The organism is Amycolatopsis sp. cg9 (genome assembly GCF_041346945.1).
GTDB lineage: Bacteria > Actinomycetota > Actinomycetes > Mycobacteriales > Pseudonocardiaceae > Amycolatopsis.
The window spans coordinates 7,590,446-7,604,877 of sequence record NZ_CP166850.1 but is presented as its reverse complement, the minus strand read 5'-3'; the positions used below and the strand labels follow the sequence as shown (position 1 = coordinate 7,604,877).

At 72.3% G+C, this 14,432-nt stretch carries 13 protein-coding genes; 9 read left to right on the top strand and 4 right to left on the bottom strand.

Going from position 1 to position 14,432, the window contains the following annotated elements; genetic code table 11:
* Position 1 precedes the first annotated feature (1 nt).
* The 3 genes from AB5J73_RS35295 (at position 2) to AB5J73_RS35285 (ending at position 3,333) form a co-directional block, all read left to right on the top strand.
* Entirely contained in the window at positions 2 to 781 is a 780-nt protein-coding gene (locus AB5J73_RS35295) for a molybdenum cofactor biosynthesis F family protein (RefSeq protein ID WP_370963140.1), read from the top strand.
* 3 nt (positions 782 to 784) lie between these two features.
* A complete protein-coding gene (locus AB5J73_RS35290) occupies positions 785 to 2,395 on the top strand; it encodes an amidohydrolase (RefSeq protein WP_370963139.1) in 1,611 nt (536 codons plus the stop codon).
* 350 nt (positions 2,396 to 2,745) lie between these two features.
* A complete protein-coding gene (locus AB5J73_RS35285; RefSeq protein WP_370963138.1) occupies positions 2,746 to 3,333 on the top strand; it encodes a TetR/AcrR family transcriptional regulator in 588 nt (195 codons plus the stop codon).
* Between the two features lie 3 nt (positions 3,334 to 3,336).
* On the opposite strand, the gene AB5J73_RS35280 is transcribed toward AB5J73_RS35285, so the two are convergent.
* Together AB5J73_RS35280 and AB5J73_RS35275 are read right to left on the bottom strand one after the other, a co-directional pair.
* Positions 3,337 to 4,266: an alpha/beta hydrolase fold domain-containing protein gene (locus AB5J73_RS35280; RefSeq protein ID WP_370963137.1), complete on the bottom strand. Its 930-nt coding sequence runs from the start codon at positions 4,264 to 4,266 to the stop codon at positions 3,337 to 3,339.
* On the bottom strand, positions 4,263 to 5,237 hold the full coding sequence (locus AB5J73_RS35275; protein WP_370963136.1) for a methyltransferase domain-containing protein: 975 nt from the start codon (positions 5,235 to 5,237) through the stop codon (positions 4,263 to 4,265). Before AB5J73_RS35275 ends, AB5J73_RS35280 begins: the two co-directional genes overlap by 4 nt.
* Positions 5,238 to 5,466: 229 nt before the next feature.
* Between AB5J73_RS35275 and AB5J73_RS35270 the strand changes: the two genes are divergently transcribed.
* From AB5J73_RS35270 to AB5J73_RS35250, 5 genes are all read left to right on the top strand, one after another.
* Entirely contained in the window at positions 5,467 to 7,203 is a 1,737-nt protein-coding gene (locus AB5J73_RS35270; RefSeq protein WP_370963135.1) for a dipeptide ABC transporter ATP-binding protein, read from the top strand.
* Complete coding sequence (locus AB5J73_RS35265) at positions 7,200 to 8,777, top strand: ABC transporter substrate-binding protein (protein ID WP_370963134.1); 1,578 nt, start codon at positions 7,200 to 7,202, stop codon at positions 8,775 to 8,777. Before AB5J73_RS35270 ends, AB5J73_RS35265 begins: the two co-directional genes overlap by 4 nt.
* Positions 8,774 to 9,718 (top strand): ABC transporter permease, encoded by a 945-nt coding sequence (locus AB5J73_RS35260; protein WP_370963133.1) that lies wholly within the window; start codon positions 8,774 to 8,776, stop codon positions 9,716 to 9,718. Before AB5J73_RS35265 ends, AB5J73_RS35260 begins: the two co-directional genes overlap by 4 nt.
* Positions 9,715 to 10,620, top strand: coding sequence for an ABC transporter permease (locus AB5J73_RS35255; protein ID WP_370963132.1), 906 nt, complete (start codon positions 9,715 to 9,717; stop codon positions 10,618 to 10,620). The genes AB5J73_RS35260 and AB5J73_RS35255 overlap by 4 nt, the downstream gene beginning before the upstream one ends.
* Positions 10,621 to 10,695: 75 nt before the next feature.
* A complete protein-coding gene (locus AB5J73_RS35250; RefSeq protein ID WP_370973429.1) occupies positions 10,696 to 11,352 on the top strand; it encodes an alpha/beta fold hydrolase in 657 nt (218 codons plus the stop codon).
* 44 nt (positions 11,353 to 11,396) lie between these two features.
* Here the strand turns inward: AB5J73_RS35250 and AB5J73_RS35245 are convergent, their stop codons facing one another.
* Positions 11,397 to 12,317, bottom strand: a complete 921-nt coding sequence (locus AB5J73_RS35245) for an aldo/keto reductase (RefSeq protein WP_370963131.1) — start codon at positions 12,315 to 12,317, stop codon at positions 11,397 to 11,399.
* Positions 12,318 to 12,362: 45 nt separating this feature from the next.
* Between AB5J73_RS35245 and AB5J73_RS35240 the strand changes: the two genes are divergently transcribed.
* Positions 12,363 to 13,097, top strand: coding sequence for an SDR family NAD(P)-dependent oxidoreductase (locus AB5J73_RS35240; RefSeq protein WP_370963130.1), 735 nt, complete (start codon positions 12,363 to 12,365; stop codon positions 13,095 to 13,097).
* Here AB5J73_RS35240 and AB5J73_RS35235 read toward each other — a convergent pair whose 3' ends face one another.
* On the bottom strand, positions 13,098 to 14,423 hold the full coding sequence (locus AB5J73_RS35235; protein ID WP_370963129.1) for an amidohydrolase: 1,326 nt from the start codon (positions 14,421 to 14,423) through the stop codon (positions 13,098 to 13,100). It lies immediately after the preceding gene.
* Between the last annotated feature and the right edge of the window lie 9 nt (positions 14,424 to 14,432).

The following is a 14,432-nucleotide window of genomic DNA, read 5'->3' as shown; positions in this document are numbered from 1 at the left end:
AATGGTGACCACGCTTTCCGACACGTCCACCTGGCTGCCGCTGGACGGCCTGGCCCCCGGGTTCGACGCGAACAAGGCCCCGGTGGTCGGCGACCTGCACGGCCGCGCGTTCGTCCTGCACGACGACGGCGACGGCCCCGATCGCACCGCCCGGTTCACCGGCGCGCGCGTCGCGTGGGACGGCGCGACCGTCCTCTGCGAGACGTTCCTGGTCGATCCCGACCTGTACTACGTCCAGTTCCACCCCGCCCCGCGCGAGGCGGTCTCGCTCCTGCTCGACCTGCGCGACGGCCGCGCCCTGGTCGTCACCACGACGATCGGCGACGACGGCACCCCGCGCGTCACCCAGGAGTTCCGGCCCGCGACGCTCGACGGGATCGAGGCCCGCGGCGAGCCGATGGCGCCGAGCACCGCCCTGATCGGGCGGCGGGTGGTGTGGGTCTACAGCCGTGAGCACGCCTACGAGCACGTCTACCTCAGCCCGCACTGGTACACCTGGCAGTGCCTGGCCGGCCCCGAGCGCGGGCTCGCCGACACCGACGAGAACACCGTGTACCGGATCCGCCCCGGCATCCACGTGTTCGCCTGGCGCGAGAAGGTCATCCCGTGCGCGTCGGTCACCGTCGCCGACCACCGCGACGCCCGCCGGCTGCGCTCCCACGGCGTCCTCTTCGGCCTCGACGGCTCCGGCGAGCGCCCGACGCACTTCACCTTCGGCGCGCACGGGCGGCTGCTGAGCACCACCGTGCACCCCGACGGCCTGGACCCGGCGGAGCGCTGAGCCGTGGCCGCCGACCTGGTGCTGACGAACGCCGTCGTGTACACAGTGGACTCCGCGCGGCCGTGGGCGTCCGCGCTGGCGGTGTCCGGCGGGAAGATCGTCGCGCTCGAAGACGCCGAGCGCGGCCCGAAGACGCAGGTGCTCGACCTCGGCGGCGCGTTCGTGCTGCCGGGCCTGGTCGACGTGCACAACCACCACGCGATGGCCGGCCGCGCCGAGCTGTTCGAGCTGAGCTTCGGCGCGGACGCGGGCCTGGACGACATCCTCGCCCTGGTCCGGGCGCGGGCCGCGTCGCTGGGCCCGGACGAGTGGCTGACCGGCGGGGCGTGGGCGTCCACTTTGGTCTCGGCGTTGTCCTCGTCGGCCGCTCGGCGGGCTTTGGACGACGCCGCGGGCGGGCGCCCGGTGTCCCTTTCGGACGACAGCAGGCACAACCGCTGGGTCAGCTCGCGCGCCCTGGAACTGGCCGGGATCACCGCGGCCGGCCCGGACCCGGACGGCGGCGTCATCGTCCGGGACGGCGGCGAACCCAGCGGGCTCCTGCTGGAGGCGGCCGGGGTCCTGGTCGAGCGGGTGACCGGCGGCCTGACGCCCGAGCAGCACCGCCGTGCATCGCAGCGGGCGATCGAGGTCCTGCACGGCTTCGGCGTCACGGCGTTCCAGGACGCCGGGGTCTCGACCGACATCCTGGGCGCGCTGCAGTCGCTCGATCTCGCCGGCGAGCTGGCCGCGTGGGTGGTGTCGTCGTTGCTGGTCAACGACCCGATCTTCGGCTTCGACCCGGTCGGCGCCCCCTTGCTGGAGGTGGCGGACTCCTACCGGAGCCCGCACCACCGCCCGGACTTCGTGAAGATCTTCCTCGACGGCGTCCCCCCGACCCGCACGGCGGCGTTCCTCGAGCCGTACCTGCCCGACGAAACACACGGCGGCTGCTTCCACGGCGCGACGACGATGTCCCCGCCGGAACTGACCGAGTGGCTCCTGACGGCCGCCCGGGCCGGCCTCTCGGCGAAGGTCCACTGCACGGGTGACGCCTCGGTGCGGCAGTTCCTGGACGCGGTCGGGCAGGTGCGGGCCGCGGGGTTCGCCGACACCCGGTTCCAGGTGGCGCACGGGCAGTTCGTGCACCCGGACGACCTGCCGCGGTTCGCCGCGCTGGGCGTCGCGGCCGACATCTCGCCGTTCCTGTGGGTGCCGGGGGTGATCCCGTCGGCGATCGCCGAGGTGCTGCCGGCCGCGCGAGCCACCCGCATGCAGCCGAACCGGGCGCTGCTGGACAGCGGCGCGCTCGTCGCGGGCGGCTCGGACTGGCCGGTGAGCGAGTCGCCGAACGCCTGGGAGGGCATCGCGGGCCTCGTCACCCGCCAGGATCCGTACGGGCGCCGGCCGGGGGCGCTGTGGCCGGAGCAGGCGATCACCCTGGCGGAGGCGATCGAGGTGTTCACCCTCGGCGGGGCGCGGGCGTGCGGGCTCGACGACGTCACGGGCGCGTTGACGCCGGGCCGGTCGGCGGACTTCGTGGTGCTGGACCGCGATCCCTTCCGGACTTCGCGGGTGGCGGAGACGCGGGTCGTGGAGACGTGGTTCGCGGGGCGGCGCGTGTTCCAGCGCTGACCCGGTGCCGCCCGGAAGGGTCCCGGCAAAGTCGTGGCCGCGCGGTCCGCGCGGCGTCGCGGCGATGTCATGAAAGGGTCTTTCATGTCGTCTGACGAGGTGAACGGCCCTTTCATGACGTGTGGGCGACCGGATCTGCTGCGCTGACCTGACTTTGCCGGGGCCCTGGCGTCATGAACGACTCGTTCAAGACATCGCGACCCGCGGCGGGGCGGCCAGGTCGTGTGTGGGCGCGGGAAGGCTGCTCGCGGCGGGCGGCCCCAACCGGCGGTGCCGGCGCGCGCACCCCGTGCTGTACTCGCCGGTACTTTCTCCTACACTGGTAGAGAAACCAGTGCGGGAGGTGCCGGGTGCCCAAGATCATCGACCACGACCAGCGGCGCAGCGACATCGTCGACGTCACCTGGGACCTCATCGTGCGCGGCGGGATCGAAGCCGCCACCATGCGGGAGATCGCCGCGGCCGCCGGGTTCGCCAACGGGGCGCTCAAGCTGTACTTCCCCAGCAAGGAAGACATCATCGCGGCCACCTACGAGCGGGCCCTCGACATGATGCGGCAGTACGTCGAGCTCGACGGCCTCCGGGGGATCACCGCGCTGCGGGAACTCTGCGTGTCGTCCATGCCGATCGACGACGAGCGCATCACCGCCGGCCGGGTGCTGATGATCTTCTGGCAGATGTCGCTGGGCAACCGGACCATGCACGACAAGTACCTCGAGCACGTCCGCGAGTGGCGCGGGCTGCTCCACCGCTTCCTCACCGAAGGGCGCGAAGACGGCGACATCGTCACCGAGACCCCGGACGAGCAGCTCGTCGACGAGATCGTCCTGCTCAACGCCGGCGCCAACGTGATGAGCCTGGTGGCGGGTGAGTTCTCCACGATCGACCTCCAGCACCGGCACCTGGAGTCGTTCCTGGACCGCCTCACCCGCCCCTGACCCTCAGGCGAAGATCCCCTTCAGGTACGCCGCCACTTCGGCGTGCGACCGCGGGGACGCGGGCAGGTCCGTGTACAGCCCGTAGAACCCGTGGATCTGGCCCTCGTACCGGTGCACGTCCACCGCCACCCCCGCCTCGGCCAGCTGCCGCGCGAACGCCTCCCCTTCGTCGCGCAGGACGTCGTACTCGGCCGTCAGCACCAGCGCCGGCGGCAGGCCCGAGAGGTCGCGGGACCGGGAGGGCAGCACGTACGGGTCATCCGACGCGGTGGGGGCGTACTGGGCGAAGAAGAACCGCATCGCGTCGGCCGTCATGCCGTAGCCGGTCGCGTAGTCCACATAGGACTGATGGCCGTCGTCGGGGTGGCCGGACACCGGGCAGATCAGCACCTGGGCCGCGATCGGCGGGCCGCCGCGATCGCGGGCCATCAGCGAGACCACCGTGGACAGGTTGCCCCCGGCACTCTCCCCGCCGACCGCGAGGCGCGACGGCGAAACCGCGGGGCCGGCACCGCCCGCGGCCAGCCATTCCAGCACCGCGTAGCAGTCCGACGGCGCGGCCGGGTAAGGGTCCTCGGGCGCGAGGCGGTACTCGACCGCCGCCACCGCGACCGACGCCGCCGAGCACACCGCGCGCGACGCGACCTCGTTCTCGTCGATCGAGCCGATCGTCCAGCCGCCGCCGTGGATCCACACGAACACCGGCACCGGGCCCGGCGCGTCCGGCAGGTACAGGCGGACGCGCAGGACTCCGCCGGGCCCCGGCACCCAGTGGTCGGTCACCGACGCGACCGGCGCCGCCGGGCCCGGCTGCGGCCGGGAGGCCGCGAACGCCGCCCGCAGCTCCACCGCCGTCGGCGGGCGGTCGGGGACCGGCGCCGACGCGGCCCGGTCCAGCAGTTCCCGCACGGCGGGGTCGAGACCGGTGCTCACACCGCCTCCGCGACGAGCACCCGCGGCGAGCCCGGCAGCGTCAGCCGGTCCACCGGGCGCCAGCCGGCGGCGGACAGCCAGCCGCGGACGTCGGCTTCGGGGTACACCACCGTGCCGTCGATGACCAGGTACTCCCCCGCGTGCAGCGCGTCGAGCGCCCGCGGCGCGGGGTCGTCGTCCAGGAAGAAGTCGAGCAGCAGCAACCGCGCGCCCGGCGCCGCCGCGGCCCGGGCGTGGCGCAGGACGGCCCGGTTCTCGTCGACGGAGAACCGGTGGACCACGTGGTTCACCATCACCAGGTCGAACTCCCCCGCGGGCTCGGCGTCCGGGGTGGGGGCGCCGACGACGGTGGTCCGGTCCGCGAACTCCGCGACCGCCTCGGTGACCGACGGGACCGACCGCGGGTCGTAGACGAACGTCGCCCGCAGCACGTCGTTCGCCCGCAGGGCCCGCAGGGCGAACTCGGCCGAGAGCCCGCCCAGGTCCAGGAGGTTTTTGTAGCCGGTGAAGTCGAATTCGCCCGCCAGCATCCGAGCGTGTAGGGCGTTATACACCATGACCCCGCCCAGGAAGGTGTCCCAGCGGTCGCCGCCGAGGTCGAGCTCGCCGGGTTCGCCGGTGTCGGCGGTGTGCGGGAACTGCTGCCAGTGCGGGTAGCTGATCGTTTCGAGGAAGGTCAGGAACGGCGCGAGGTCCAGACCTTCGCCGCCGAGGTACGCGGCGGTGTCGGCGGTCAGCGCGTAGCGACCGTCCACGCGGGACAGCAGGCCGAGCGCGGCGAGGGTGTCCCCGAGGATCCGGACGGTCTTTTCGGGCCTGCCGGTGCACCCGGCCAGCTCCCCCGCCGTCAGCGGGCCGGCCGCCAGTGCGGGGAACAGGCCGATGCGGTTGGCGGCGAAGAGCTGCTGGGCGGCCATGTGGCCGACCGCGATGTCCACGATCCGTTCGGGCGTGGCGGGTCTGGTCGTCACGTCGTCCTCCTTTTGTTCGACGCGGACACTCTACATCCGTAGATAAAAGAGTCCAGTGCCGAATTTCCCCCGCACAGCAACAAAAAGCCGTGATGTTTCAACTTCCTACGTTTGTAGAATAAAACCATTGACACCGCATGGCGCCAGTGTCAACATGCGTAGAACTACCCCTGCCGGTGCCCGGCAGTCCGGCCCGCCCCCTCGCGGCGGGCGCGAGGAAGGGGAATCCATGACGCTGCTCGAAATCCGGGAGCTCACCGTCGGCGTCGTCACCGACGACACCGAGCGCGAACTCGTGCGGGAGCTCTCCCTCGATCTCGGGCGGGGGCGGACGCTCTGCGTGGTCGGCGAGTCCGGCAGCGGCAAGACCGTGACCGCCCTGTCGATCATCCGCCTGCTCGAGTTCGTCGCCCCCGTCCGCACCCGCGGCGAGATCGCGGTCGACGGCGTGGACGTCACGAAGCTGCCCGCCGACGCGATGCGCGCCTACCGCGGCCCGCGGATCGGCATGATCTTCCAGGAGGCGCTCGACTCCCTCAACCCGAGCCGCCGCGTCGGCGCGCAGCTGGCCGAGGCCTACCGCGAACCCGGGTCGCTGCCCGGGCAGGCCGCCCGCCGCGGCAGCCCGCTGCGCAAGCGCGCCGAAGCCAAGGCCCGGCGGCTGCTGACCGAGGTCGGGCTCACCGACACCGGCCGGATCCTGCGGCTGTACCCGCACCAGATGTCCGGCGGCATGCAGCAGCGCGTGATGATCGCGCTGGCCCTGATGGCCGACCCCGACCTGCTCATCGCCGACGAACCGACCACCGCCCTCGACGTCACCACGCAGGCGGAAATCCTCACGCTCTTCGACCGCGTGCGCCGCGACCACGGCACCGCCTGCGTGTTCATCACCCACGACATGGGGGTCGCCGCGCAGGTCGCCGACCGGATCGCGGTGCTGTACCGCGGCCGCCTGGTCGAGGTCGGCTCGCGCGACGAAGTCCTGACCCGGCCGCGGCACCCGTACACCCGGGCGCTGCTCGGGTGCGTGCCGCAGCCGGGAGTCAGCCGCCGGGACGGTTTCCCGACCATCTCCCCCGCCCTGCTCGAATCGGCGATGGCGGGCGAAGCGACCGAAGCCGTCGAAACCCGCGTTCTCCGGCCGCGTCCCGAACGGGCGCCCGAAGGACCGCCGCTCACCCTGACCGCGGTGTCCAAAGTGTACGGCCGGAAAGGACGCCGGGTGGACGCGGTGCGGGAGGTCTCCCTGGAGCTCCCGCCGGGCGAGTTCTTCGGCCTGGTCGGCGAATCCGGCTCCGGCAAGTCCACCCTCGGCCGGCTGGTGACCGCGCTCGAACCGCCGTCGTCGGGCACCATCGCCTTCGGCGCGCACGGGATCACGCCGGCCGGGCTGCTCGGGGACGAGCGCGCGTTCCGCCGTCGCGTCCAGCTCATCTTCCAGGACCCGCAGAGTTCCCTGGACCCCCGCCACACCGCCGCGCGGATCATCGCAGAGCCGCTGAAGGAGCTGACCCCGTTGCGCGGCGCCGAACTGGACCGGCGGGTCACCGAGCTGATCGACGAGGTCGGCCTGCCGAAGGACACCGCGGGGAAGCTGCCGTCGCAGCTGTCCGGCGGCCAGCGCCAGCGCGTTTCCATCGCCCGGGCGATCGCCGCCGGGCCCGAGCTGATCGTCGCCGACGAGCCGACCTCGGCGCTCGACGTCTCCGTCCAGGGCCAGGTGATGAACCTGCTCCTGGACCTCCGCCGCACCCGAACGCTGAGCCTGCTGTTCATCACCCACAACCTCAGCCTCGTGCTGTCGGTCGCCGACCGCGTCGGCGTGATGTACCGCGGCGAGCTGATCGAAACCGGGACCCCCGACGAGATCCGGCTTTCCCCGCGGCACGACTACACGCGGCGGCTGCTCGCCGCCAACCCCGACCTGCCCGCCCTCCCCCACACAGGATCGACGCGCCCATGAAGAGAACTCCTCTGCTCGCCGCCCTCGCCGCCGCGGCCACGTTGCTCGCCGGCTGCATGGGCAGTGCCGGCACCACGACGGCCGCCGACGGGCCACCGGTCCGCGGCGGCAACCTCACCGTCGCCGTCCCCACCGATCCGCAGTCGCTCGACATGGTCGCCAACCCCGGCCAGGTGACCGCGCAGATCGGCAACATGATGTACGAGAAGCTGTTCGAAGTGGACCAGCACTTCGTCGCCCGGCCGATGCTCGTCGACACGTTCACCACCAGCCCGGACCGGCTCGCCTACACCTTCAAGCTGCGCCAGGGCGTCACCTTCCAGGACGGCGCCCCGCTGACGGCGGACGACGTGGTCGCAAGTCTCCAGCGCTGGCAGAAGAGCCACCGCACCGGGCAGCTCGTCACCCCGGACATCGACGCGATCACCGCGCCGGACCCGGCGACGGTGAGCATCAAGCTCAAGCGGCCCCGCTACCCGCTGATCGACGAGCTGGCCGGCGCGGGCACCGAGATCTACGAGGCGAAGAACCTCGCCGGCCTGCCCGCCACCGGGTTCGGCCAGGACAAGGCCATCGGCACCGGCCCGTACAAGCTGAAGAGCTGGGACATCGGCCAGCAGCTGGTGCTGGAGCGCTACGACGGCTACAAGTCCCGCTCCGAAGAGGACTGGGGTGGCCAGGCCGGCGCGAAGCACGCCTACCTCGACACGGTCACCTACAAGGTCGTCGGCGACCAGGACGCGCTGATCAACGGCCTGCAGACCGGCCAGTGGGACCACGCGATGCCGGCCAACGACCAGTACGAGCAGCTCAAGGCCAACCCGAACCTGGTGGTGCGCAACCTGCCGGGCGGCAACGAGAACGTCGTCATCCCCAACTTCAACCCCGGCTCGAAGTTCGCCGACCCGCGGGCCCGCCAGGCGCTGAACCTGCTGCTGGACAAGCCCGCCATCAATGCCGCGACCGGCGGCAGCAAGGACCTGACCATCGAGACGGGCGCCTTCGCCTCGCCGGACAACAAGGCGTCCTACTCGACCGCCGGCGACGACGTCTACAAGCAGCACGACCCGGCCCGCGCGAAGCAGCTGCTCGCCGAGGCCGGCGTCACCGCGGGCGCGACGATCCACATCGTCACGACCAACTCCTACCCCGAGTTCGGCAAGTGGGCCGTGCTCATCCAGGACGCGCTCGGGAAGATCGGGCTGCAGACCAAGATCGACACGTTCGACTTCGCCACGATGCTCGGCACCCTGACCAAGGACCCGGGCGGCTGGGACATCACGACGTTGTTCTTCGACTCCTCGCTGACCTCACCCGCCCAGATGCCGGCGCTCACCCTCGGCACGCTCAACGGCTCGTCGTCGCCCGAGCTCGACGGGCTGATGGCCGAGTTCAACGCCTCGACGACGCCCGAGCAGGCGAAGGCCGTCATCGACAAGCTCCAGGCCTTCACCTGGAAGCAGCTGTCGGTGATCACCCTGAGCCAGTCCCGGCTGTACGCCGCCTACACCCCGCGGCTCAAGGGCTACGGCGACTTCTACCGGGTCTTCTGGAACTCCTGGCTGGCCGCATGACCGGGGTGCTGCTGCGCCGGCTGCGCGACCTGCTGATCATCCTGGTCATCGTCGGCACGATGATGTTCTTCGTCATCCGGCTGATCCCGGGCGACCCGGCGCAGGCCATCCTCGGCCCCACCGCGCGCCCGGCCGACGTCGCCGCGCTGCGGTCGAGCATGGGCCTGGACGGTTCGCTCTGGCAGCAGTACCTCAGCTGGGCCGGGCACGTGGTGCGCGGCGACTTCGGGACGTCGATCACCTACCACCAGCCGGTGCTGGCCGTCGTCGCCGCGCACATCGTGCCGACGCTGACGCTGGCCGTGCTGTCCACGGTGATCAGCTTCTTCCTGTCGGTCGCGATCACGGCGTGGCAGGCGGTGTCGCCGCGCAACCCGGCGGCCCGCGCGCTCGACCGGCTGTCCTCGCTCGGCATGGCGATGCCGGACTTCTGGATCTCGCTGGTGCTCGTGCTCGTGTTCTCGGTGACGCTGCGCTGGTTCCCCTCCAGCGGGTACCACGACCTGCTGACCGACCCGGTGGCCGCGGTGCCCGCGCTGGTGCTGCCGGTGACCGTGCTCGTCATCGGGCAGACGGCGCTGTTCGTGCTGACCTTGCGCGAGAGCGTGCTCGGCGAGCTGCCGCTGGCCTACCTGCGCACCGCGCGCGTCAAGGGCCTGCCCGAACGGCGGGTGCTGCTGAAGCACGTCCTGCCGAACGCGCTGATGCCGCTGGTGACGCAGCTGGGCAGCAACTTCGCCATGTTGGTCGGCGGGATCGTGATCATCGAGTCGATCTTCGTGGTGCCGGGGCTGGGTCACCTCCTCATGGGCGCGGTGTCCACTCGCGACTTCCCGCTGATCCAAGGCGTGACGTTGTTCGTCGCGGTGCTGTTCGTCGTGGTCAACCTGCTGGTCGACCTGTCGTACGCGCTGCTCGACCCGAAGGTGCGTGTCTCATGAGCCTGGCCGTCGCCGAACCCGCGTCCACAGTGGACGCTCCCCCGCCGCGGCGCGCGGCCCGGGCGTTCCGGCGCAACCGGACCCTGGTGGTCAGCGCGGTGCTGCTCGGCCTGATCGTGCTCGCCGTGCTCGTGCTGCCGTTCTTCCTGCCGAGCGTCAGCGCGACCGACCCGGTGCACCGGCTGCTGCCGCCGTCGGGCGCGCACCCGCTCGGCACCGACTCCTTCGGCCGGGACGTCCTGGCCCGGCTGGTGTCCGGCGGCCGCGCGTCGCTGGGGCTGTCCGCCTTGATCACGCTGTGCGCGGCGTTCTCCGGCATGGTGATCGGGCTGGTCAGCGGCTTCTACCGGGCCGCGGACGCGGTGCTGATGCGGCTGATGGACGCGTGGATGTCCTTCCCGGCGATCATCCTCGCGATGGCGCTGGCCATCGCGCTCGGCGCGAGCATCTGGACCGAGCTGATCGCGCTGACGGTGATCTTCACGCCGTTCACCGCCCGCGTCATCCGCAGCCGGGTGCTCGGCATCGCCGGGCGCCAGTACATCGGCGCCGCGCGGGTGTCCGGGATGAGCCGCGGCAAGATCCTGCTGGTGCACGTGTTCCCCAACGTGCTGCCGCTGGCCCTGGTCCAGGTCGTCATCCTCGCCGCGGCCGCGATGCTGGTCGACGGCGCGATGAGCTTCCTCGGCCTCGGCATCGCCCCGCCCACCCCGACCTGGGGCAACATGATCGCCGAAGGCCGGTCCTACCTGGTGGTCGCGCCGTGGCTGGTCATCGTGCCGGGCGTGACGATCATGCTCTGCGTGCTCCTGCTCAACCTCATCGGCTCCGCGCTGCGGATCGCCGTCGACGCGCGGGCCCGCACGCTCGGCGAGCTGCAGCGCCTCCGCCGTGCTTCGTGAGAAAGGATCTCCTTGACCGTCACCTCCCTCGCCGTGCGCCGGTTCGCCCCCGAACGGCCGCCCGCCGGCCCGCCGGTGCTGCTCCTGCACGGTTTCGCCTCCGACGGGCACACCGACTGGGTCAGCACGGGCTGGCCGGCGGCGCTCGTCGCCTCCGGGCGCCCGGTGCTGGTCCCCGACCTCCCCGGCCACGGGTCCAGCCCGGCACCGGCGGACACCACCCCGAAGGCCATCACCGAAGAACTCGCCATCGCGGTCGGTGACGTGTCCGAAGTGGACGTCGTCGGCTACTCGCTCGGCGCGCGGCTGGCGTGGGAGCTGCCCGCGCTGCTGCCCGTCCGGCGGCTGGTGCTGGGCGGGCTCAGCCCGCACGAGCCGTTCGGCGCGGTCGACGTCGAAGCGGCACTGGCCTTCGCCCGCGGCGGGCGGCTGCCCGCGGACCCGCCGACGGCGGCGATCGCCCGGATGATCACCGCCCCCGGCCGGGACCCGGTGGCGCTCGTCCGCTGCGTCGAGGGCCTGCGCCGGGAGCCGTTCGCCCCGCGGATCGGGACCGTCACCGTGCCGACCCGGTTCGTCGCGGGCCGGGACGACCCGGTCAGCCAGGGCATCGAAACCCTCGTCCCCCTGGTCCCGGGCAGCGACCTCCTCGTGGTCCCCGGCGACCACGGCGGCGCGCTGCGCGGCGCCCCCTTCCGCACCGCCGCCCTCACCTTCCTCGACACCCCCTGACCGGCCGGGGCCGCACTTTCACGTGAAAGTGCGGCCCGGGGCCGTCACCAGGAGCCGTCGGGGTTCACGTCGTGGTCGAGGTGGAGGTGGGCCAGGGCCGCGCGGATCTCGGGGCCGTGTTCGCGGGCCAGGAGGAGCGCGCCGAGGTTGTCGCTCAGCTGCGCAGCCCGGCTCACGCCGAACAGGACGTTCGCCACCGGCTCGTACGCCAGGCAGAACGCCAGCGCCAGCTGGGCGCGGGTGGCGCCGAACTCCGCCGCGATCGTGGCGAGTTCGGCCGAAGCGTCCACGATGGATGATCGGATGCCACCGACGTCCGCCCCGATCTTCCGCGCCGGCTCAGCGTTGCCCAGCAGGACGCCGCCTTCGAAGACGTCGGACGCCTGCAGTGCCAGGCGTCTGGCGTCGAAGTGCTTGCGGTAGGGCTCGCCCTCGGCCATCGAACGGCGGGCGATCGAGTACTTCAGCTGCGCGAACTCCGGTCCCGGAAGGCCTTCGCGGTCCGCGAACGCCAGCGCCTGGTCGAGGTCGGCGGCGAGCCAGTTGTTGACGCCCCAGCCACCGATCCGGCCCGCCCGGATCTGTTCCGCGACCTCCGTGACGACGCGCGGGATGTCCGGGCGCTCCCGGTAGTCCCCCACCACGACGAGGTCGGCGCGGTCGGTGCCGATCCGGCCCAGCGACGTCTCGAGCTGCCCGGCGAAGCCATTGCGCGGGTAGTCCCACAGCCAGAGCTTGCCGCACAGCACGTAGTCCTCGCGGGCGATCCCGGCCTCGCGCACGGCCTCGCCGAAGAGGATGTCGGTGCGGGAGTTCTCGGCGTGCGGGCCGAAGTCGTAGTGGGCGACGTCGAACAACGTGACGCCGGCGTCGAACGCGGTCTTGAGCAGCCGGACGGCGTCGCCGAAGTCCATCCGGTCCCAGGTGTTCCAGGAGCCGAGACCGAAGGCGGATCTTCCGAGCACGGGTTTTCCTTTCGCCGCAGCACATCTTTCATCTACGATTGTAGAATGAAAACACGGATCGTGGTGGTCACCGGCGGCGCGAGCGGGATCGGCCGGGGTGTCGCCGAAGCTTTTCTCACAGCCGGCGACCGCGTCGTCGTCGCTGACGTCGACGCGCGGGCGGCGCACGACGCCGGCCGGGAAATCGGCGCGGAACACATCGAGCTCGACATCGCGGACCCGGCCTCGGTCGACGCCGCGGTTTCGCTCGTCGCGAGCCGGTTCGGGCCGGTGGACGTGCTGGTCAACAACGCCGGGCTGGCGGCAGGCGGCGGTCCGCTGACCGGCCTGCCGATCGAGGTGCTCGACCGGTGCCTGAGCGTCAACTTCCGCGGCACGTTCCTGATGACCCGCGCGGTCGGCGCCCACATGGTCGCCTCGGGCACGCGGGGCGCGATCGTGAACATCTCCTCCATCGGCGCGCGGCAGCCGACGCCCGGGCTCGGGCACTACGAAGCGACGAAGGCGGCGGTCGACGCGCTCACCCGGTCCGCGGCCCTGGAACTGGCGCCGCACGGGATCCGGGTCAACGCCGTCGCGCCCGGGCCGGTGCTGACACCGATGACCGCCGGGTTCGCCGCGGACACCGCCGCCCGCGCGGCCTGGGAGGCCCGGATCCCGCTGGGCCGCATCGCCTCCGTCGGCGACGTCGTGCCGTCGGTGGTGTTCCTGGCCTCGCCCGCCGCCGGGCACATCACGGGGGTGAGCCTGGCGGTGGACGGCGGCCAGCTGCTGACCTGACTACCCCTTGTGAACGATCCGGCCGCCGGTCACGGTCAGCTCGACGGTGACCGACGGCAGGTCCGCCGGCGCGACGCTCAGCGGGTCGGCCGCCAGGACGCAGAAGTCCGCCGCCATGCCCGGCGCGAGAAAGCCCTTCCAGGCGGCGGAACCGTCCTGCGCGGCGGCCTCGGTGGTGTAGCAGCGAAGCAGCCGCGCGGTCAGCTCGGGAGTGACACCCCGCGCGCCCAGCAGCTCCCCCGCCGCCGCGAGGTGGACCCGCCAGTCCGGCGTGACGACCGGTGCGTCGCTGCTCAACGTCAGCCGGACCCCGAGGTCCAGGATTTCCCGCAGGGGCCAGGCTTTCGCCGCGACGTCGTCGCCGAGCGCGGTGGCGACCATCGGCCGCATCGCGGTGGCGATCGCGGGCTGCGTGGTCAGCCCGACACCGCGCTCGGCCATCCGCCGCAGCTGCGGCGGGGTGACGAGGTCGCCGTGCACGAGGTGGTCACCGGCCCGCAGGTTCGCCAGCGCCGCTTCGATGCTGCGTTCGCCGGTCGCGTGGACGCCGACGACCAGACCGGCGTCGTGCGCCAGGGAGATCATCGCCGCCAGGTTGGCCGCGCGCTCGCCGTCGTCGGGACCGTCGACGAGCAGCGTGCCGTGGGTGCCGTCGGCGTAGCAGTGGTGGGTCCACGCGGTCCGCATCGGCGGGATCCCGTCGGCGAAGATCTTGACGCCGGGCACGGCCAGCCACTCCGGATCCGCCGCCGGCACCGGCGTGGCGAGGCCACGGGCGAAGTCCGGCAGCGAGCTGGCGCCGTCGAGCAGGCCGAACAGGCGCAGCACGGTGACCCGCGCCCGCAGCCGGCCCTCGCGGTGCAGGGCGGCGTACTCGTCCAGGACGGCCGCCGAGAAGCACCCGGTTTCGCCGGGGCCGAGCCCGGGTTCGGTGTAGCTGGTGATGCCGAGCGCCGCGCAGACGTCGCCGGCGCGCAGGATCGCCGCCCGGCGGTCTTCGCCGGTGACCACCGGGGTTTCCTCGTGCGGGGCGCCGAGCAGGGGGTGCGGCCAGCGGGCGCCGAGCCAGGTCGCGTGCAGGTGCGCGTCGTTGATGCCCGGCAAGACCGTGCGCCCGGCGAGGTCCAGCACTTCGGTGTCCGGTCCGATGTGGGCGGTGAGGTCGTCGCCCACCTCGGCGACGCGGCCGTCCCGGACGGCGAGGCCGCCGGCCACCGTGCCGGCCGGGCCGAAGGTGTGCACCACCCCGCCGTGGACCACCAGGTCCGCCGGGTGGATCCGGTGCGCCGTCATGGTTTCCTCCCGGATCTGGACTTTTTCTTCCACGACTGTAGA

Excerpts from the sequence above, each read along its gene's own strand:
- AB5J73_RS35260 (WP_370963133.1), top strand. The coding sequence starts at position 8,774 with ATGACCGGGGTGCTGCTGCGCCGGCTGCGCGACCTGCTGATCATCCTG.
- AB5J73_RS35295 (WP_370963140.1), top strand. The coding sequence starts at position 2 with ATGGTGACCACGCTTTCCGACACGTCCACCTGGCTGCCGCTGGACGGC.
- AB5J73_RS35240 (WP_370963130.1), top strand. The coding sequence starts at position 12,363 with ATGAAAACACGGATCGTGGTGGTCACCGGCGGCGCGAGCGGGATCGGC.
- AB5J73_RS35265 (WP_370963134.1), top strand. The coding sequence starts at position 7,200 with ATGAAGAGAACTCCTCTGCTCGCCGCCCTCGCCGCCGCGGCCACGTTG.
- AB5J73_RS35270 (WP_370963135.1), top strand. The coding sequence starts at position 5,467 with ATGACGCTGCTCGAAATCCGGGAGCTCACCGTCGGCGTCGTCACCGAC.
- AB5J73_RS35255 (WP_370963132.1), top strand. The coding sequence starts at position 9,715 with ATGAGCCTGGCCGTCGCCGAACCCGCGTCCACAGTGGACGCTCCCCCG.